Below are 18,071 nucleotides of genomic sequence, written 5' to 3' on the forward strand. Positions count from 1 at the left end.
CGCATTGATAAGGGCATTGTAGCCTGCCGCTACAATGCGCTGCTTGGCGCCGCAGGCCGGTGCCCGCAGGCGCCGCTGGAGTTTTGAGCGGTAACCAACGGAGAGGTTCGATGCCAGAATTGCCCGAGGTCGAGGTGACCCGGCGCGGCTTGCTGCCGCATGTGGTGGGACGGCGCATCGCCGCGGTCACGGTGCGCCACCGCGGCCTGCGCTGGCCGGTCGATCCGGAACTGGAAATGCGGCTGGCCCAGCGCGTGGTGCGCCGGATCGAGCGCCGCGGCAAATACCTGCTGCTGGAATGCGTGAGCGAGGCGGCGGGCGAGCCGGCCGGCTGGCTGCTGGTCCACCTGGGCATGACCGGCACGCTGCGGGTGCTGCCCGAGGCGCCGCCGCCTGGCGCGCACGACCACCTTGACCTGGTGCTGGCGCCGGCGTCCGGCGCCGCGGTGGATACCAAAGCGGGCACCATCGTGCTGCGCTTCCGCGATCCGCGCCGCTTCGGCGCCATCCTGTGGAGCACGCTGCCCGAGGCCGAACTGCCGTCGCACCCGCTGCTGCGCACGCTCGGCATCGAGCCCTTCGATCCTGCCTTCGACGGCGCCTGGCTGCACCGCCACACGCGCGGGCGCAGCGCCGCCATCAAGACCGTGCTGCTGGCCGGCGCCATCGTGGTGGGCGTGGGCAATATCTATGCGTCCGAAAGCCTGTTCCGCGCCGGCATCCGCCCGACCACCCCGGCCGGGCGCCTGAGCCGCGCGCGCTGCGACCGCCTGGCGCAGGCGGTGCGCGAGACCCTGGCGCAGGCGATCGAGCGCGGCGGCAGCACGCTGCGCGACTTTGTCGGCAGCGACGGCGCCAGCGGCTATTTCCAGCTTGATTGCCTGGTCTACGACCGCGCCGGCCAGCCGTGCCGGGTCTGCGCCACGCCGGTGCGCCAGATCGTGCAGGGCCAGCGCTCCACCTTCTACTGCCCGAACTGCCAGCACTGAGCCTTGGCGGCCACCCCGGGCAGGCGCCGTGTGGCGCACAATGCGCGCCGCCGGCGATTGTCGATGGGTCGGCGCAACACTCCTTGTGCAAGCCATTACGGAGGGGCGTGAATTCCACAAAACCGCCGTGGAAACCTGTATCGTGTGCGCAGTCATAAAAAGTTACAAAACGGCCCAACCGCTTGCAGGGTAGGCAGTGGCCAGGCCGGCATTGTGCGAACACGGGCGCAGCGCGCAAGCGGCGTGCCCCGAGGTAAAACCAAGTCAGCCGAACAGCTCCATGACAACGCTCGCCCACCAATTCGAACAATACGGCGCCTGGAGAACCGGGGTCCTCCAGTCACTGGCCGAATTCCAGTCCTGGCTGCAGCAGCACGACCTGTACGACGCCCAGGCCGATGACCGCGTGCAGCGCATCCAGAGCGTGCTGCGCAGCGACCGGCTCAAGGTCGCGTTCATTGCCGAGTTCTCGCGCGGCAAGAGCGAGCTGATCAACGCCATCTTCTTTGCCGACTACGGGCGCCGCATCCTGCCGTCGTCGGCGGGGCGCACCACGATGTGCCCGACCGAGCTGCGCTATGACGAGGCCGAGCCGCCGTGCATCCGGTTGCTGCCGATCGAGACACGCCTGCAGGAGGCCTCTACCGCCGACTTCCTGGAGGCCGGCACCTCGGCTTCGCACTGGCATTCGGTGCCGCTGGACCCGTCTTCGCCCGAGGGCATGCTGGCTGCGTTCCAGCACGTGGTGCAGACCGTGCGCGTGCCTCCCGCGCAGGCCGAGGCGCTGGGCCTGTACCACGAGAACGATCCCGATGCCGCCTACGCGGTCGATGCCGAGGGCATGGTCGAGATCTCGCGCTGGCGCCACGCCGTCATCAATTTCCCGCACCCGCTGCTGCGCCAGGGCCTGGTGATCCTGGACACGCCCGGCCTGAACGCGATCGGCACCGAGCCCGAGCTGACGCTGCGGCTGATCCCCGACGCCCATGTGGTGGTGTTCGTGCTGGCCGCCGATGCGGGTGTCACCAAGAGCGACCTGGAGCTGTGGCGCAGCCATGTCGGCGCCGGCCACCGGCGCGGCTGCCTGGCGGTGCTCAACAAGATCGACGGGCTGTGGGATCCGCTGCGCGAGCCGGGCGAGATCGCGCAGGAGATCGCGCGGCAGGTGTCCACCACCGCGCAGGTGCTGGGCATCGAACAGTCGCGCGTCTATCCGGTATCGGCGCAGAAGGGCCTGGTGGCCAAGGTCACGCACGACGACGAGCTGCTGGCGCGCAGCGGCCTGCCCGAGTTCGAGCACGTGCTGTCCGACCAGCTGATCCCGCGCCGGCGCGAGATCGTCTCGGACCAGGCGCACCGGCTGGTGCAGGATATGGCGCGCGCCGCGCAGCAGCTGCTGCAGAGCCGCCGCCGCGATATCGTCGAGCAGCTGTTCGAGCTGCGCGGCCTGCGCGGCAAGAACCACGCGATGGTCAAGCACATGCTGATGCGGGTGCAGGGCGAGAAGGAAGAGTTCGAGCAGAGCATCAGCAAGTTCCAGGCGCTGCGCCTGGTCTTCGGCCGCCACAGTGCCGACATCATCAAGAGCCTGCAACTGCGCGACGTGCGCCTGACCATGCGCAGCGCGCGCGAGCAGATGAAAGAGCGCTTCTTCTCGCGCGGACTGCGCGAAGACATGGACGCGCTGTTTGCGCAGCTGACCAGGCTGGTGACCGATGCCGACAACAAGATCGGCCAGCTGCACCAGCTGATCGAAAGCATGTACCGGCGCTTCAACGCCGAGCACGGCTTCACGCTGCCCGCACCGATGCAGTTCACTGCCGAGCGCTACGTGGCCGAGCTTGAGGAAACGCTGCGCCTGGTGCATGCGCACTTCGGCACGGTCAGCATGCTGACGCGCTCGCGCCCGCAGCTGGTCCAGAGCGCCTTCAGCACCATGGCCAGCCGCGTGCTGGAGAACTTCCGCGACCTGAACCGCGATATCGAGGTCTGGCTAAAGTCGGTAATGACGCCGCTGGAAGCGCAGGTGCGCGAGCACCAGAAGCAGCTGCGCCGGCGCGTCGATTCGATCGAGCGCATCCACGAGGCCACCGACACGCTGGAAAGCCGCATTGCCGAGCTCGAGGAAGTGCTCAACGGCCTGGACGAGCGCAGCGGCCGTATCGAGGGCTACGCGCAGCGGCTGCTGCGGCCGACGGCTGCAGCCGACAGCGCGAGCCTTGCGGTGGCCTGATCCTGAAGCCGGTATATCATGTGGCGCCGCACTTAGCGGCGCCTTTTTCTTTGGTGCGCCGCGCGCCCCCGCGCTTCAGAACGTTTTACCCAGATGCCCCGCAAACCAGCCCCCCGCGCCGTTCCCGCCATCCCCGACGATATCTGCGTGCCGCCCGACTTCGGCGCCAGCGTGGTCGACTGGCAGCGCCAGCATGGCCGGCACGACCTGCCGTGGCAGAACACGCGCGACCCGTACCGCATCTGGCTGTCGGAGATCATGCTGCAGCAGACCCAGGTGAGCGCGGTGATCGACTACTTCCAGCGCTTTGTCTCGCAGCTGCCCACGGTGCAGGCGCTGGCGGCGGCGCCTGCCGACCAGGTCATGGCGCTGTGGGCGGGGCTGGGCTATTACTCGCGCGCACGCAACCTGCACCGCTGCGCCATGCAGGTGGTGAGCGAGCATGGTGGCCGTTTCCCGACCGATCCCGCGGTGCTGGCCACATTGCCCGGCATCGGCCGCTCCACCGCCGCGGCGATCGCCGCGTTCAGCGCCGGCGTGCGTTCTCCTATCCTGGATGGCAACGTCAAGCGCGTGTTCGCGCGCTGCTTCGGCATCCACGGCCATCCGGGCGAGCGCGTGGTGGAAACGCGCATGTGGCAGCTGGCCGAGCTGGCCTTGCCGGCCGCAGGCCCGCGCCAGGCCGAGGACATGATCGCCTATACGCAAGGGCTGATGGACCTGGGCGCCACGGTGTGCTCGCGCGGCAAGCCGGCCTGCCTGGCCGATGCCGGTGCGTGCCCGCTGTCGGCCGACTGCGTGGCGCGCCGCGACGGGCTCACCGGCGTGCTGCCCACGCCCAAGCCGCGCGCGGCCATCCCCGAGCGCAGCACGGTAATGCTGCTGGTGCGGCGCCAGCGCGAAGTGCTGCTGCGCCTGCGCCCGGGCAGCGGCATCTGGGGCGGCTTGTGGAGCCTGCCGGAGATGCCGGTCGACAGCGTGCCCTTCGACGCGGAAGCCGCCGAGGCGGCGGCGCTCGACTATGCCCGCGCCTTCGGCAAGCCCGCGCGCGCCGCGCTGACCGGCGAGCTGACCCACGTGTTCACGCACTTCCGCCTGCTGATCCGTGCCATCCGGGTCGATGTGAGCGCGGACGGCGCAAGCCTGATGGCGCAGGGCGGCGCCGCGGAAGCCGCGCAGCGCTGGATCTCGCTTGACGATCTCGATGCGGTGGGGACGCCCGCGCCGGTGCGCAGGCTGCTGGAGGACCAGGCGCGCGGCGGGCTGTTCTGAAGCCTGGCAGGCGCATCTGCGGGATCCGCGCCTAGAGCATGTGGTTCTGGCGCATGTAGCGGTGCACGATCTCGATGCGCATGCCGGCATCGGGCAGCGCCATCAGCATCTGCTTGGCCTTGAGCGGCACCGGCAGCAACTCGCACAGCCGGTTGGCGACCCAGCTCGGGTCGTCCCACAGGTAGGGCTCGTCGAACGGCAGCCGGTCGGGTTGCTCGGCATGCAGCCGCGTGACAATGCGCCGCAGCGCATCCAGGCATTCGCCCAGCAGCTCCAGCTTGCAGTCGATGATGTCGGGAGGAAGCACCTCGGCGCGGGCGACCAGCAGGCCGTCGTCGCGGGTGTCGTGGCTGACGATATGGAAGCGCTCGCGGCCGCGCGCGCGGATCAAGAGCACGCCCAGCTGTTCCATGTTGCAGTCGACGATCTCCGCCAGGCAGCCGACCGGTTCCGGCACGGTGGGCTGGTCCGGCCGGGCCACTTCCTCGCCGCTTTCGATCAGGCAAACGCCAAAGGGCGTGTTGTCGCGCAGGCAGTTGCGCACCATGTCGACATAGCGCGCCTCGAACACGCGCAATGGCAGCCGTCCACCGGGAAACAGCACGGTGTGCAACGGGAACAGCGGCAGGTTGTCGAGCGTCCGCGGCGGATCTTCTGATCCCGTGGGACGGTAGAGGTCGGTCGAGGACATGCAGTGCCAGCTTGGGTATCGCGCAGCAATGGGCCAGCCGGCCAACGCGGCGCGCAGATGCCAGTTGGCAGTCCCGCCTGCGTCAGCCCGCCGGTGCGAGCTCTCGGTGTCTTACCAGCACATTACCATGCGCCCGGAAGTAGTTGGCAAGCCTTTCCGCAATATAGACCGAGCGATGCTGGCCGCCGGTGCAGCCGATCGCGACGGTCAGGTAGCTGCGGTTGTCGGCAATGAAGCTTGGCAGCCACTTTTCCACGTAGGCGCGGATATCCTCGGCCATTGCCAGCACCATCGGCTGGGCCTGCAGGAAGTCGATCACCGGCGTGTCGCGCCCCGTCAGCGGGCGCAAGGCCAGGTCGTAATAGGGGTTGGGCAGCGAGCGCACGTCGAACACCATGTCCGCATCGCTGGGCACGCCGTGCTTGAAGCCGAACGACTCGAACAGCAGCGTCAGCCGCTGGCTGTCGTCGCGGATCAGCTCCTTGATCCAGCTGCGCAGCGTATTGGTGCGCACATTGCTGGTGTCGATGCGGTGCGCGGCCTCGGCCAGCGGGCTCAGCAGCGCGCGCTCCATCTCGATCGCTTCCATCAACGCGGTGTCGTTGAAGGCGGGTTCACCACCCGGGCCCGGCACGCCGTCGGTACGGACCGAGAGCGGGTGGCGGCGGCGCGTCTCGGAGTAGCGCTGCACCAGTGCATCGGTGCTGGCGGTCAGGAACACCACCTCGACCTGGTGCTCCGCGGCCAGCGCGCGCACGGTGTCGGGCAACTGGTCGAGCGACTCGCGGCTGCGGATGTCAGTGGCGACGCCCAGGTGCGTATAGCCCTGGCTGTCGAGATAGCGGGTCAGTTCCGGGATGAACTGAGCCGGCAGGTTGTCCACGCAGTAGTAGCCTGCGTCTTCGAGCACGTTCAGTGCGACGGACTTGCCGGAACCGGATATGCCGGTGATGAGGATGATGCGCATAGCACCTGAAGCATAGCATCACGTGATGAAGGCGTCATGACACCACGCGCAAAAGCAAGCATGGCGAACCTCGCGGTTCGCCATGCTTTTGGCGTCAGCTTGCGGAACTGGTTGCGGCTCAGGCTGCCTTGGACAGGCATTCCTTCATGTAGGCCTTGTATTCGTCGCCCTTCTTGCCCTTGCCCGACTTGCTGCAGGAGGCCATTTTCTCCTGCTGGGTCTTGGATGCGCCCTTGGACAGGCATTCCTTCATGAACGCCTTGCGTTCGTCGCCCTTCTTGCCGGCGGCTTGCGTATTGCAGGCCTTCATCTTGTCCTGCTGGGAATTGGCTGCGGGCTTGTCCGGGTTAGCCGGGGTGGCAGGCGTGGCAGGCATGGCCGGTGTTGCCGGGGCGGTGGCCGCTGGCTTGGCTGGCGTGGCGGGGGTTGCCGGCGTGGCAGTGGTCTGCGCAAATGCGCTGGCGGCGATCATCGGGGTGACCAGCGCGCACATCGCGATCAGTTTCTTCATGCTTGCTCTCCTGGGTGTGGAAAACTTCATGGCCGCGCGCCATTGCCGGCGTTGCAGCTTCCGTAACGGGCGCGATGCCCATTACAGCACAAAACGGAGCATGCCTGAAGAACGTTGACGTTCTGCGTCAACGTCGTTGTAAGCAAATGAAAACGCTGGCGCTCAGAGCAGGCGGCCCTGGCCGCGCGAAACCGCATCGGCCTGCATCGCGGCGCGCTGCCGGTCCATGAAGTCGCGCAGCGTATCGATGCCGCGCAGGCGCAGGATGGTGTTGCGCACCGCGGCCTCGACCAGCACGGCCAGGTTGCGCCCGGCCGCCACCTGGATCTTGACCATGTGGATCGGCAGGCCCAGCACGTCGAGGTATTGCGAATCGAGCGGCAGCCGCTCGAACTCGCCGTCATTGCGACGCACCAGCTGCACCACCAGCTTGATCTTCATCTTCCGGCGCACCGCGGTCTCACCGAAGATAGTCTTGATGTCGAGCAGGCCCAGGCCGCGTACTTCAAGCAGGTTCTGCAGCAGCGGCGGGCAGCGGCCTTCAATGAAATCCGGCCCCAGGCGCACGAAGTCCACGGCATCGTCGGCTACCAGCCCGTGGCCGCGCGAGATCAGTTCCAGGCCCAGTTCGCTCTTGCCCAGGCCCGATTCGCCCATGATCAGCACGCCCATGCCCAGGATGTCGAGGAATACCCCGTGCATGGTCACGCGCGGCGCGGAGATACGCGACAGGTACAGGCGCAGGTGGTCGATCACCGCGGCCGACGACACCGGCGTGGTGAACAGCGGCGTGGACGAGCGCGTGCAGCGCAGTTCCAGGTCGGGCGGCGGCTCCATGCCGTCGGCGATCACCAGGAAGGGCGGCTCCAGCAGGATCAGCTCGCCCATCTGGCGCTTGCGGGTCTCGTCGTCCAGCCGCTGGTAATAAGTGATCTCGGGCTTGCCGAGCACCTGGATGCGGTTGGGGTGGATCAGGTTCAGGTGGCCCACCAGGTCGGCGGCGGAGGTGGCTTCGCGGGCGAACTCCACGTCGAAGGCGCGGTCCGCACCTTCCAGGCCGGCCACCCACGAGAGTTTGATGTCGGCTGCGTTGTCGTCGAAGATGGACTGGGAGGTGACGCCGGTGAGTTCCATGCGGTATGACTGGTGGGGCGGTTTGCGAAGCGCCTTGGCGCCTGCCCGGTCTGGTGCCGGCCCGCTTGGGGGATCAGGGGATCAGGGGTGCCATGTGATCAGCAACTGATGGACGGCATCGGGCGTGGGCAGCGTGGCCAGCCCTTCACGCATGTCGCGGTCGGAAAGCAGTTGCGCGATTTCGGACAGGATTTCCAGGTGCTGCTGCGTAGCCTGTTCGGGCACCAGCAGGAAGATCAGCAGCGATACCGGCTTGCCATCGGGCGATTCGAACGGAATTGGTTCGGCCAGGCGCATGAACGCGGCCAGCGGCTGCTTCAGGCCCTTGATGCGGCCGTGCGGGATTGCCACGCCGGCGCCCAGGCCGGTGGATCCAAGCGACTCGCGCGCGAACAGGTTGTCCGTCACGATGGCGCGCGCCACACCATGGTTGTTCTCGAAGAGGAGCCCGGCCTGCTCGAACACACGCTTCTTGCTGGTGACGCTGACGTCGAGGGTGATGTTGCCGGGTGGCAGCAATTTGGCCAAACGATTCATGGGCGATGCGCAGGATTTCAGTTAGCGGGCGGACCGTTCCGCCGGGCAGTGGGCTGGCTCCGGCCTGCCGTTGGCCTGGCCGGAGGCGTCCGGCCCATTATAGAGCAGCGACTACTCCCGCATTGTGCAGCGCAACGGGGCAAGCCGGTGCAGAACGATACATGGTGATGCAATCGTGCCTCCGCGGCGGGGAGCCGGTGCACCGGTGCGGGGCACGGCCAGGATTCCCTCTCTTTGTATGGCGCAGCATACACCTTGGCGCAGCGCTTGCGAACACCCTTGCTCATTCGGGTGAAAAGCATTGGCTCCGGCGCCACAGCCGGGCCGCGCCGCCAGTGCGGGCGCGGCATGCCGGCGGCAACCGGGAACGCGAGGGCGCAAAAAAGCCGCGCTTCGTGGCGCGGCTTGCCTGTTCAATCCTGATTCAGCAGCCCGCTGCGGGGCTGCCGGGCACGGTCATTGCTGCATTTGCGCTGCGGCCATCTGGTACTTGACCGCTTCGCGGTCGTGGCCTTGCACGCGATCCTTGTAGCGGATCACCTGACGGTCCAGCTTGTCGACGAGTGCGTCGATCGCTGCATACAGGTCTTCGTGATGCGCTTCGACAAAGATGTCCTTGCCCTTGAGATGTAGATTGATTTCCGCGTACTGACGCCGGTCCTTTTCCTTATGGTTGTCGACAGAGAGCAGCACACTAACGCCAATGACTTGATCGAAATGCCTGACGATTCGCTCCAGCTTCGTTTCCACGTACTCACGCAGAGGGGGCGTGATGTCCAGGTGGTGTCCACTGATCTTGAAGTTCATAGCGCTTCTCCTTCTGAAAGAGCCTCACCAGGCAGGCGGTGGGCTCGGCTACAAAGACTTGCGGAGATTGACTGCGGGGATCTTCAGGGCTTCGCGATACTTGGCAACGGTGCGGCGTGCGACAACGAAGCCTTGTTCGCCCAGCAGTTCGGCAATGCGACTGTCGGAAAGGGGATTCCTCGGGTCTTCGGCTCCTATCAGTTGCTTGATCAAGGCGCGGATGGCCGTTGATGAAGCCGCGCCACCGGTTTCGGTGGACACGTGGCTGCCGAAGAAGTACTTCAGTTCGAAAGTACCCATCGGCGTTGCCATATATTTATTGGTCGTCACCCGGGAGATGGTTGACTCGTGTAAACCCAGTGTATCGGCAATCTCCCGCAAAACCAAGGGGCGCATGGCGATTTCGCCGTGGCTGAAAAAGTTCTTTTGACGCTCGACAATGGCCTGCGAGACACGCAGGATTGTGTCGAACCTCTGCTGGATGTTCTTGATCAGCCAGCGCGCCTCCTGCAGCTTCTGCTGCAGCCCGGCGGTGCCGGACTCACCCTTCGCGCCACGCAGGATTTGTGCATACATGTCATTGATGCGCAGCCTCGGCATCACATCCGGATTGAGCTGCGCGATCCAGCCGCCGCCACCCTTGCGCACGAACACGTCCGGCACCACGAAGTCCGCCTCCGGGCGGCTGTATGCATGGCCGGGGTAGGGCGCCAGCGAGCGGATCAGTTCGTGTGCGGACTTCAGCGCCGCTTCATCGACCTGCAGCGCCTTCTTCAGCCGCGTGTAGTCGCGTACTGCGAGCAACTCCAGGTGGTTGGTCACGATGTTCAGGGCCAGTTCGCGCTGCGGGTGCGTCAGGCGCCGCAACTGCAGGGCCAGGCACTCGGCGGCGTTGCGCGCGCCCACGCCGGGCGGGTCGAAGCTCTGCAGCAGCGTGAGGATGGCGTGGACTTCCTCGATCTCGAACTCGAGTTCTTCCGGCAACTCCGTGCAGATCTCCTCAAGCGATGCGCTCAGGTAGCCATCATCGTCGAGTGATTCGATCAGGAAGATGGCCAGGCCCTTGTCGCGCGCGGAGATCTTCAGCGGCGTGAGCTGTTCCATCAGGTACTCGCGCAGCGTGGGCTCGGCTTCACGCAGCTGCATCGGCGTTTTTTCATCCTCGTCGCCCTGGGGGCGGCGGGCAAAGTCGTCCAGGCTCCAGTCGCCGCTGCCATAGTCGTCGCCGTTGCCGCTGTCGCCATAGCTGTCGTCGTCAGCCGCGCCATCGGCGCGGGCCTCGCCATTGCCCTGCGGCTCTGCCGGCGCGGGCGCCGGTGCGCTCTGCAGGTTGACCGAGCCGTCGGCCGCAACGCGCAGCGGGCTTTCGATCCAGTCGTTCTCACGTTCGAGCAGAGGGTTTTCCGTCAGCGCCTGTTCGACCTCTTGCTGCAGTTCCAGCGTGGAAAGCTGCAGCAGCCGGATCGACTGCTGCAGTTGCGGGGTCAGGGCCAGATGCTGGGAAAGGCGGAGCTGTAGCGACGGTTTCATGCGACCTATTCTATGCGCATCTTTCCGTTGTTGGAACGGAAATTGCTATCGCTTATGCGGTCTGATCGCTGCTGGCTGTGGCAGGCCCACGTGCGCCCGCGAAGAGGCCTGCCGCTCCATGGCAGGCCGCTGCATCACATGCGGAAGTTCTCGCCCAGGTAGACGCGCCGCACTGCGTCATTGGCGATGATTTCCTCGGGCTGGCCCGCGGCCAGCACCGTGCCTTCGCTGATGATGTAGGCGTGGTCGCAGATGCCGAGCGTCTCGCGCACGTTGTGGTCGGTGATCAGCACGCCGATATTGCGCGCCTTGAGGAAGCTGACGATGCGCTGGATCTCGCCCACGGCGATCGGGTCCACGCCGGCGAAGGGTTCGTCCAGCAGGATGAAGCGCGGCGACGACGCCAGCGCGCGCGCGATTTCCACGCGGCGGCGCTCGCCGCCCGACAGCGACAGCGCCGGGTTGTTGCGCAGGTGCGCGATCTGCAGGTCGTCGAGCAGCGAATCGAGGCGGCGCTCGATCTCGGCCTTGGCCAGCGGCTTGCCCTTGTCCAGCTGCAGCTCCAGCACCGCGCGGATGTTCTCTTCGACGTTGAGCTTGCGGAATACCGAGGCTTCCTGCGGCAGGTACGACAGCCCCATGCGCGCGCGCTCGTGGATCGGCAGGCCGCTGATGTGGTCGCCGTCGAGCACGATATCGCCTTCGTCCAGCGCCACCAGGCCCACGATCATGTAGAACGACGTGGTCTTGCCCGCGCCGTTGGGCCCGAGCAGGCCGACCACCTCGCCGCTCTTCACGTCGAGCGAGACGTCCTTGACCACCGTGCGCGAGCCATAGCGCTTCTTCAGGTGGCGCACGACCAGGGTGCTGCCGCCGGCAAGGACGGTGGAGGCTTCGACGGAAGGCTTGTCGGCGATGGTTGCGGTATCGGTCATTGGCACAGTCTGGCGTTCAGGCGTTTCCGGCGCCGGCCGCATGCGATGCACGCAGCCGGCGCCAGGCGTCAGGGTTTGTTGGCAGGCGCGGGCGCCGGCTTCAGGTCCAGCGGCGAGCCGCTGCTGCCCGTGGCGCCGGCCTTCTGGTCCTGGCGCGGCGACAGCACCGCGCGTACGCGGCCGGACGGATTGGCGGCCGCGGCGTCGCCGCTGCCGCCGCCGGCAGCCGTGTAGAACTCCTTGCGGCTGTCGTAGGTCAGCACCGCGCCGCGGATCTCGTCGACCTGCTTGGCGCCCTGCAGGCGCGCCATGCGGGCATTGCCGATCAGCTTGGAGTACTCCTGCTTGCCGTCGTACTCGATGCGGTCGCCCCAGCCGTCGATGTATTCGTCGACGCCTTCGCGCTTCTGCCGGATGTAGGCCTGCTTGCCCGGCTTGGCGGTGGCCACCGCGAACTGGTAGCCCTCGGGATCGGTGCGCAGTTCGGCGGCGTCGGACTTCAGGATCATGGTGCCCTTGGTCAGCACCACGTTGCCGGTCAGCGTATAGATCTGCTTGACGTCGTCGTAGCTGGCGTTGTCCGCCTCCAGCACCATCGGCTTGTCGCGGTCCGCGCGCTCGGCCAGGGCGGGCTGGGCCAGCAGGCCGAAGGCCATGGCCAGGGCGAGCAGGGCCGGGGCGGTGCGTCGACGGGACGATGTCGTCAGGGAAGCAGTCATGTTGGCAGGGTTGCTTGAGGGCGTCTGGGTACGTTGGTGCGGGTTGGTGCGGCCCCCGGGCCGGGGCTCAGGACCCCGGCGCGCGGCCCGGGGTCGGCCCGGTGATGATGGTGCCGCGTACATTGCCGAGCAATTGTACTTCGCGCGTGACGTTGTTGAAGATCAGGCCGTTGGCGGTCATCACCGACGGCCCGCGCGTCAGCTTGACCGGCTTGTCGGTCTTGACGATGTCGTCATTGACCAGCAGCTGGAAATAACTGGATGCGGCGGTCAGCTGCGGGTCCTTGGACACGTCCACGCCCTGCTGGCGCATGACGAAGCCGTTGCCGTACAGGTCGATCACCGAGCCCTCGGCGTTCATGCGGCCCATATCGGCGCGGGCGGTGACCGGCGGGCGGTCCGGCTCGTACGCGCGCATGGCGGGCCGGGTCACCTCGTAGGTCTGGTCATCTTCGAAATGGATCATGCGCTCGCCGGTGAAGCGGATCTTGGTGCTGCCGTCCGGCGCCAGCTCAGTGGCCGAGAAGCGGTCCATGAAGTAATCGGGCTCATGCTTCTTGGCGCTTTGCGCGGCCGGGTCTTCCTTGGGGGAGTTGATCTGGACCAGCCAGAACGTGCTGCCCGCCACGAAGGCCATCAGCAGCAGCGGCAGCAGCCGCATGAAGATGCCGCTGAGGGAGGCGAGGAGTGCCTGCATGGTGTCCTTGGCGTTGTGCCGGTTGTGCCGGGCCGCGCCCGCTCAGATGACCTTGGCGCGGGTCAGGTCGTGGATATGCAGCGCGCCGGTCAGGCGGCCGTCGTCATCCACCACCAGCAGCTGGTTGATGCGGTTGGCCTCCATCACCTGCACCGCTTCGACGGCGAGCTGGTTCTCGTTGACCACGTGCGGGTTGCGGTGCATGACGTCGCCGATGGGAACGGTCTTCCAGTCGCGCGGGGTTTCCAGCAGGCGGCGCAGGTCGCCGTCGGTGAAGACGCCGATGGCGTGTCCGTCCGGGTCCACCACGGCGGTCATGGCCATGCCCTTGCGGGTGATTTCCATCAGCGCCTGGGCCAGCGGGGTGTTTTCACGCACCTCGGGCACGGCGTTGCCGGTACGCATCACGTCGCGCACATGGGTCAGCAGCTTGCGCCCGAGCGCGCCGCCGGGGTGCGAGCGGGCGAAGTCTTCCTCGCCAAAGCCGCGCGCATCCAGCACTGCCACCGCCAGCGCATCGCCCAGCGCCAGCGCCGCGGTGGTGCTGGCCGTCGGCGCCAGGTTCAGCGGGCAGGCTTCTTTCTCGACCGCCGCGTCCAGGTGGACGTCGGCCAGCTTGGCCAGGTTGGAGTCGGGGTTGCCGGTGACCGAGATCAGCCGCGCGCCGATGCGCTTGACGATCGGGATGATCGACAGCAGCTCGCCGGTCTCGCCAGAATTGGAGAAGGCGATCAGCACGTCGTCGCGCGTGACCATGCCCAGGTCGCCGTGGCTGGCTTCGGCCGGGTGCACGAAGAACGCCGGCGTGCCGGTAGAGGCCAGCGTGGCCGCGACCTTGCGCCCGATATGGCCGGACTTGCCGATGCCCGAGACGACCACGCGCCCGGTGCATTGCAGGATCAGCAGCACGGCACGGGCAAAGTCGCCGTTCAGGCGTCCGGAAAGTGCGGAAACCGCATCGGCTTCGGTCTGGAGAGTGTCGCGGGCGAGCCTGAGTGCTCGATCCGCATCGAAATTGGCTATCATGGCGACGAAGTATACCAACGAATGCGATGGCGCCTGGCCCGACCCATGGCGCACGTCGTGCTTGCCGTGCTCGCCGTATTTTGCCGGCAGGGTGCCCGTGCCGGGTCGGCCGCGCGCCTGGCCGGTCACCCAGACCGCCTGATGCATTCTCCGCTGGAACTGACCCTGGTGCTGCTGGCCGCCGCCGTCTTCGGCGTGGTCGCATTCCGCATGCTGCAGCTGCCGCCGATGCTCGGCTACCTGGCCGTCGGCATCCTGATCGGCCCCCATGCGCTGGGGCTGGCCAGCGACACCGCGCAGACCAAGTACCTGGCCGAATTCGGCGTGGTCTTCCTGATGTTCTCGATCGGGCTGGAGTTCAACCTGACCAAGCTGCGCTCGATGAAGCGGCTGGTGTTCGGCCTGGGCGGCTCGCAGGTGGTGCTGTCGATGCTGGCGGTGGTGCCGGCCAGCTGGGCTTTCAACTGGCTGTTCCCGCTGTCCTGGCAGGCGTCGGTGGCGCTGGGCGGGGCGCTGGCGATGTCTTCCACCGCGATCGTCTCCAAGATGCTGTCCGAGCGCATGGAGCTTGAGAGCGAGCAGGGCCGCAATATCATCAGCATCCTGCTGTTCCAGGATCTGGCGGTGGTGCCGCTGCTGATCGTGATCCCGGCGCTGTCGCGCGATCCGGGCGACCTGATGGTGGCGCTGGGCCTGGCCACGGTCAAGATCGTGGTGGCCCTGGGCGTCATCTTCTTCCTGGGCCAGCGCCTGATGAGCCGCTGGTTCCACGTGGTGGCGGCGCGCCGCTCGCAGGAACTGTTCATGCTGAACCTGCTGCTGGTGACGCTGGGCATGGCGGCGCTGACCGAGCGGCTGGGCCTGTCGATGGCGCTGGGCGCCTTCATGGCGGGCATGCTGATCTCCGAGACGCCCTACCGCCACCAGGTGGAAGAGGACATCAAGCCGTTCCGCGACGTGCTGCTGGGGCTGTTCTTCGTCACCATCGGCATGCTGCTCAATATCCGCGTGGTGCTCGACCACGTATGGCTGGTGCTGGCGCTGCTGGTGGTGCCGGTGCTGTTCAAGCTGGTGCTGATCGCGATGCTGGCGCGGGTCTTCGGCTCGCGCCAGGGGGTGGCGATCCGCACCGGGCTGGGGCTGGCGCAGGCCGGCGAATTCGGTTTCGTGCTGCTGAACCAGATCGACGGCCTGAACCTGGTCGACCCGGTGCTGATCCAGGTGATCCTGGCGTCGATGCTGCTGTCGATGCTGGCCGCGCCATTCCTGATCCAGTACAGCGACGCCATCGTGCTGCGCTTTGCCGCCAACGAATGGCTGATGCAGTCCCTGAACATGACCCGCATCGCCGCGCAGAGCCTGCAGACCGAGAAGCACGCGATCATCTGCGGCTTCGGCCGCAGCGGGCAGAACCTGGCGCACATGCTGGAGCGCGAGGGCATCAACTACGTGGCGCTGGACCTGGACCCCGACCGCGTGCGCGAGGCCGCCGCGGCCGGCGATACCGTGGTCTATGGCGACGCGGGCCGGCGCGAGGCGCTGATCGCCGCCGGCATCCACCGCGCCGCCGCCCTGATCGTCACCTATGCCAACACCCCATCGGCGCTCAAGGTGCTGCACCACGTGCAGGAACTGGCGCCGGCGCTGCCGGTGATCGTGCGCACGGTGGACGATTCAGAGCTCGACACGCTGCAGAAGGCCGGCGCCACCGAGGTGGTGCCCGAGATCATCGAGGGCAGCCTGATGCTGGCTTCGCACGCGCTGGTGCTGCTTGGCGTGCCGATGCGGCATGTGCTGCGCGGTGTGCAGGAGGCGCGCGACGCGCGCTACAGCCTGCTGCGCGGCTATTTCCACGGCCGCGACGATGATGAGGACATGGTCGAGCGCGATTCGGTGCGGCTGCACTCCGTGTCGCTCGGGCCGCAATCCACGGCGGTGGGGCGGCGCCTTGGCGTGCTGGGGCTGGAGCGGATCGGCGTGGAAGTGACCGCGGTGCGCCGGCGCGGCATCCGCGCCTTCGACCCGGAGCCCGAGACCGTGCTGGAACCGGGCGACATCGTGGTGCTGCGCGGCCCGCCCGAGGCGCTGGAAGCGGCAGAGACGCGCATCCTGAACGGCTGAGCGGGGCCGCCGGATGCGTCAGTGGGAACGCGCTTCGACCCAGGATTCCGGCAGGTTGTCGAGCACGGCGCGCGCGTCCAGCGACCGGATCGGCACGCTGGCGTCGGCCGGGATGCGGCCCTCGCCCTGCAGCATCAGGTAGCGCAGGCAGCACACGCGCAGGAAGGACGAGAAATTGCCCGCCACCGCCTCGCTGCCCCGATGTTCGGTGAGTTCATCGTGCAGGCGCGTGATCAGCTGGTTGACGGTCATGTCGTCGCGTCGCGCCAGTTCTTCCAGCACTTCCCAGAACAGGCTCTCCAGCCGGATGCTGGTGGCCACGCCATGCAGGCGCAGCGAGCGCGACTGGCTTTGGTACGACGCCGGATTGGCGCGGATAAAGATTTCACACATGGATGCTCCCGTGCGGGCGGCGCAGCCGGCGTGCATGTGCACGGCTCGCGCTATGGGGCGGGCCGTGCCTTCACGCGTGGGGGCGCCGCGTGCGGAAAGCTCTAATGTACGATCCGCGTGCCCAGCACGGCAAGGAACTGCGCCAGCCAGGCCGGATGCGCGGGCCAGGCCGGGGCCGTGACGAGGTTGCCATCGGTATGGGCCTGGTCGACGGGAATATCGGCATAGGTGCCGCCGGCCAGCTTCACCTCGGGCGCACAGGCCGGGTAGGCGGAGCAGGTCTTGCCTTCGAGCACGCCTGCCGCGGCCAGCAGCTGGGCGCCGTGGCAGACCGCGGCGATCGGCTTGTCCGCCTGGGCGAAGTGGCGCACGATCTCCAGCACGCGCGCGTTCAGGCGCAGGTATTCCGGCGCGCGGCCGCCGGGGATGACCAGTGCGTCGTAACCGGCGGGGTCGATCTCGGCAAAGCTCGCGTTGAGGGTGAAGTTGTGGCCTCGCTTCTCGGTGTAGGTCTGGTCGCCCTCGAAGTCATGGATGGCGGTGGCGCAGGCGTCGCCCGCCTGCTTGTCCGGGCAGGCCGCATGCACAGTGTGGCCGACCATCTGCAGTGCCTGGAACGGCACCATGGTTTCGTAGTCTTCGGCGTAGTCGCCCACCAGCATCAGAATCTTTTTTGCCATCGCGGTCTCCTGTATGGTTACGGGTGTCCGGCGGGTGCCGGACGCGGCAGCCCGGCCCCTGGCTAGCCAAGCGGGCCGGCAGGGCCATTGTGCTGGCCGCCCCGATGGCGCGGGTGGTAACTGGTTACCGCGCCGGCGGCCATCCTGCCGCGACCCGCTGCGACCCCTCTTTCTGATTGGCGCGCCACGCTGCGCGCCTACCGTTTCCAGAACCCTATGGCAGACTCCATCATCCAGTCCCCCGAGCTCGGCGACGTCACCGGCTACCTGCGCGAGCGCATCCGCACCGTGCCGGACTGGCCCATGCCGGGCGTGATGTTCCGCGACATCACCCCGCTGCTGCAGAACCCCAAGACGCTGCGCGTGCTGATCGATGTCTTTGTGCACCGCTACATGGATGCGCAGCTCGACCTGGTGGCGGGCATCGACGCGCGCGGCTTTATCCTGGGCGCGATCGTCGCGTATGAGCTGAACCTGGGCTTCGTGCCGATCCGCAAGAAGGGCAAGCTGCCGTTCCAGACCGTGGCCGAGGAGTACGAGCTGGAATACGGCAGCGCCACTGTCGAGATCCATGCCGACGCCTGCAAGTCCGGCGACCGCGTGCTGCTGGTCGACGACCTGATCGCCACCGGCGGCACCATGATGGCCGGGCGCAAGCTGCTGGAGCGCCTGGGCGCGACGGTGGTGGAGGGCGCCGCCATCGTCGACCTGCCCGAACTGGGCGGCTCGAAGCTGCTGCAGGACGGCGGGCTGCCGCTGTTCACCGTGTGCAAGTTCGAAGGTCACTGAGCCACGCTGACCGGCCCGCAAGATTTCCACGCAAGGAGAC

Annotated in this window: 18 protein-coding genes; 5 read left to right on the plus strand and 13 right to left on the minus strand. The window is 67.1% G+C overall.

Annotation, left to right across the window (positions count from 1 at the left end):
- Positions 1-110 precede the first annotated feature (110 nt).
- The 3 genes from mutM (at position 111) to mutY (ending at position 4,494) form a co-directional block, all read left to right on the plus strand.
- Complete coding sequence (gene mutM / locus AC3WVS_RS13040) at positions 111-989, plus strand: bifunctional DNA-formamidopyrimidine glycosylase/DNA-(apurinic or apyrimidinic site) lyase (RefSeq protein ID WP_492318958.1); 879 nt, start codon at positions 111-113, stop codon at positions 987-989.
- A 280-nt stretch (positions 990-1,269) separates the two neighbouring features.
- Positions 1,270-3,222 carry a dynamin family protein gene (locus AC3WVS_RS13045; protein WP_011614482.1) on the plus strand — a complete coding sequence of 651 codons (1,953 nt, stop codon included), beginning with the start codon at positions 1,270-1,272 and terminating at the stop codon, positions 3,220-3,222.
- A 93-nt stretch (positions 3,223-3,315) separates the two neighbouring features.
- Complete coding sequence (gene mutY / locus AC3WVS_RS13050) at positions 3,316-4,494, plus strand: A/G-specific adenine glycosylase (RefSeq protein WP_492318959.1); 1,179 nt, start codon at positions 3,316-3,318, stop codon at positions 4,492-4,494.
- Between the two features lie 31 nt (positions 4,495-4,525).
- Here mutY and AC3WVS_RS13055 read toward each other — a convergent pair whose 3' ends face one another.
- The 11 genes from AC3WVS_RS13055 to AC3WVS_RS13105 form a co-directional block, all read right to left on the minus strand.
- Positions 4,526-5,185, minus strand: coding sequence for an LON peptidase substrate-binding domain-containing protein (locus AC3WVS_RS13055; protein WP_492318960.1), 660 nt, complete (start codon positions 5,183-5,185; stop codon positions 4,526-4,528).
- Between the two features lie 82 nt (positions 5,186-5,267).
- The gene (rapZ, locus tag AC3WVS_RS13060; protein ID WP_010814382.1) at positions 5,268-6,152 is read right to left on the minus strand and encodes an RNase adapter RapZ; all 885 of its coding nucleotides are present in this window, start codon (positions 6,150-6,152) and stop codon (positions 5,268-5,270) included.
- A gap of 118 nt (positions 6,153-6,270) precedes the next feature.
- Positions 6,271-6,663: a PsiF family protein gene (locus AC3WVS_RS13065; protein WP_492318961.1), complete on the minus strand. Its 393-nt coding sequence runs from the start codon at positions 6,661-6,663 to the stop codon at positions 6,271-6,273.
- Positions 6,664-6,825: 162 nt separating this feature from the next.
- Positions 6,826-7,797 carry an HPr(Ser) kinase/phosphatase gene (gene hprK, locus AC3WVS_RS13070; RefSeq protein WP_010814384.1) on the minus strand — a complete coding sequence of 324 codons (972 nt, stop codon included), beginning with the start codon at positions 7,795-7,797 and terminating at the stop codon, positions 6,826-6,828.
- A gap of 81 nt (positions 7,798-7,878) precedes the next feature.
- Entirely contained in the window at positions 7,879-8,334 is a 456-nt protein-coding gene (gene ptsN / locus AC3WVS_RS13075) for a PTS IIA-like nitrogen regulatory protein PtsN (RefSeq protein ID WP_492318962.1), read from the minus strand.
- A 456-nt stretch (positions 8,335-8,790) separates the two neighbouring features.
- Positions 8,791-9,141, minus strand: a complete 351-nt coding sequence (gene hpf, locus AC3WVS_RS13080; protein ID WP_010814386.1) for a ribosome hibernation-promoting factor, HPF/YfiA family — start codon at positions 9,139-9,141, stop codon at positions 8,791-8,793.
- A gap of 48 nt (positions 9,142-9,189) precedes the next feature.
- Entirely contained in the window at positions 9,190-10,671 is a 1,482-nt protein-coding gene (locus AC3WVS_RS13085; RefSeq protein ID WP_439671233.1) for an RNA polymerase factor sigma-54, read from the minus strand.
- A gap of 134 nt (positions 10,672-10,805) precedes the next feature.
- Complete coding sequence (lptB, locus tag AC3WVS_RS13090) at positions 10,806-11,606, minus strand: LPS export ABC transporter ATP-binding protein (RefSeq protein ID WP_492318963.1); 801 nt, start codon at positions 11,604-11,606, stop codon at positions 10,806-10,808.
- A 68-nt stretch (positions 11,607-11,674) separates the two neighbouring features.
- Complete coding sequence (gene lptA, locus AC3WVS_RS13095) at positions 11,675-12,325, minus strand: lipopolysaccharide transport periplasmic protein LptA (RefSeq protein WP_492318964.1); 651 nt, start codon at positions 12,323-12,325, stop codon at positions 11,675-11,677.
- Between the two features lie 67 nt (positions 12,326-12,392).
- On the minus strand, positions 12,393-13,022 hold the full coding sequence (gene lptC / locus AC3WVS_RS13100; RefSeq protein WP_492318965.1) for an LPS export ABC transporter periplasmic protein LptC: 630 nt from the start codon (positions 13,020-13,022) through the stop codon (positions 12,393-12,395).
- 42 nt (positions 13,023-13,064) lie between these two features.
- On the minus strand, positions 13,065-14,048 hold the full coding sequence (locus tag AC3WVS_RS13105) for a KpsF/GutQ family sugar-phosphate isomerase (RefSeq protein ID WP_010814391.1): 984 nt from the start codon (positions 14,046-14,048) through the stop codon (positions 13,065-13,067).
- 141 nt (positions 14,049-14,189) lie between these two features.
- Here AC3WVS_RS13105 and AC3WVS_RS13110 point away from each other — a divergent pair, with 141 nt between their 5' ends.
- Positions 14,190-16,169 carry a monovalent cation:proton antiporter family protein gene (locus AC3WVS_RS13110; protein WP_492318966.1) on the plus strand — a complete coding sequence of 660 codons (1,980 nt, stop codon included), beginning with the start codon at positions 14,190-14,192 and terminating at the stop codon, positions 16,167-16,169.
- An 18-nt stretch (positions 16,170-16,187) separates the two neighbouring features.
- Here the strand turns inward: AC3WVS_RS13110 and AC3WVS_RS13115 are convergent, their stop codons facing one another.
- The gene (locus AC3WVS_RS13115) at positions 16,188-16,562 is read right to left on the minus strand and encodes a ribbon-helix-helix domain-containing protein (protein ID WP_492318967.1); all 375 of its coding nucleotides are present in this window, start codon (positions 16,560-16,562) and stop codon (positions 16,188-16,190) included.
- A gap of 101 nt (positions 16,563-16,663) precedes the next feature.
- Complete coding sequence (locus tag AC3WVS_RS13120) at positions 16,664-17,242, minus strand: DJ-1/PfpI family protein (RefSeq protein WP_010814394.1); 579 nt, start codon at positions 17,240-17,242, stop codon at positions 16,664-16,666.
- A 216-nt stretch (positions 17,243-17,458) separates the two neighbouring features.
- Here AC3WVS_RS13120 and AC3WVS_RS13125 point away from each other — a divergent pair, with 216 nt between their 5' ends.
- Positions 17,459-18,031, plus strand: coding sequence for an adenine phosphoribosyltransferase (locus AC3WVS_RS13125; RefSeq protein WP_010814395.1), 573 nt, complete (start codon positions 17,459-17,461; stop codon positions 18,029-18,031).
- Positions 18,032-18,071: the final 40 nt, after the last annotated feature.

The sequence above is a fragment of the Cupriavidus sp. CPT47-8839-RL05A genome, assembly GCF_058792255.1.

Excerpts from the sequence above, each read along its gene's own strand:
- mutM (WP_492318958.1), top strand. The coding sequence starts at position 111 with ATGCCAGAATTGCCCGAGGTCGAGGTGACCCGGCGCGGCTTGCTGCCG.
- AC3WVS_RS13045 (WP_011614482.1), top strand. The coding sequence starts at position 1,270 with ATGACAACGCTCGCCCACCAATTCGAACAATACGGCGCCTGGAGAACC.
- mutY (WP_492318959.1), top strand. The coding sequence starts at position 3,316 with ATGCCCCGCAAACCAGCCCCCCGCGCCGTTCCCGCCATCCCCGACGAT.
- AC3WVS_RS13055 (WP_492318960.1), bottom strand. The coding sequence starts at position 5,185 with ATGTCCTCGACCGACCTCTACCGTCCCACGGGATCAGAAGATCCGCCG.
- rapZ (WP_010814382.1), bottom strand. The coding sequence starts at position 6,152 with ATGCGCATCATCCTCATCACCGGCATATCCGGTTCCGGCAAGTCCGTC.
- AC3WVS_RS13065 (WP_492318961.1), bottom strand. The coding sequence starts at position 6,663 with ATGAAGAAACTGATCGCGATGTGCGCGCTGGTCACCCCGATGATCGCC.
- hprK (WP_010814384.1), bottom strand. The coding sequence starts at position 7,797 with ATGGAACTCACCGGCGTCACCTCCCAGTCCATCTTCGACGACAACGCA.
- ptsN (WP_492318962.1), bottom strand. The coding sequence starts at position 8,334 with ATGAATCGTTTGGCCAAATTGCTGCCACCCGGCAACATCACCCTCGAC.
- hpf (WP_010814386.1), bottom strand. The coding sequence starts at position 9,141 with ATGAACTTCAAGATCAGTGGACACCACCTGGACATCACGCCCCCTCTG.
- AC3WVS_RS13085 (WP_439671233.1), bottom strand. The coding sequence starts at position 10,671 with ATGAAACCGTCGCTACAGCTCCGCCTTTCCCAGCATCTGGCCCTGACC.
- lptB (WP_492318963.1), bottom strand. The coding sequence starts at position 11,606 with ATGACCGATACCGCAACCATCGCCGACAAGCCTTCCGTCGAAGCCTCC.
- lptA (WP_492318964.1), bottom strand. The coding sequence starts at position 12,325 with ATGACTGCTTCCCTGACGACATCGTCCCGTCGACGCACCGCCCCGGCC.
- lptC (WP_492318965.1), bottom strand. The coding sequence starts at position 13,022 with ATGCAGGCACTCCTCGCCTCCCTCAGCGGCATCTTCATGCGGCTGCTG.
- AC3WVS_RS13105 (WP_010814391.1), bottom strand. The coding sequence starts at position 14,048 with ATGATAGCCAATTTCGATGCGGATCGAGCACTCAGGCTCGCCCGCGAC.
- AC3WVS_RS13110 (WP_492318966.1), top strand. The coding sequence starts at position 14,190 with ATGCATTCTCCGCTGGAACTGACCCTGGTGCTGCTGGCCGCCGCCGTC.
- AC3WVS_RS13115 (WP_492318967.1), bottom strand. The coding sequence starts at position 16,562 with ATGTGTGAAATCTTTATCCGCGCCAATCCGGCGTCGTACCAAAGCCAG.
- AC3WVS_RS13120 (WP_010814394.1), bottom strand. The coding sequence starts at position 17,242 with ATGGCAAAAAAGATTCTGATGCTGGTGGGCGACTACGCCGAAGACTAC.
- AC3WVS_RS13125 (WP_010814395.1), top strand. The coding sequence starts at position 17,459 with ATGGCAGACTCCATCATCCAGTCCCCCGAGCTCGGCGACGTCACCGGC.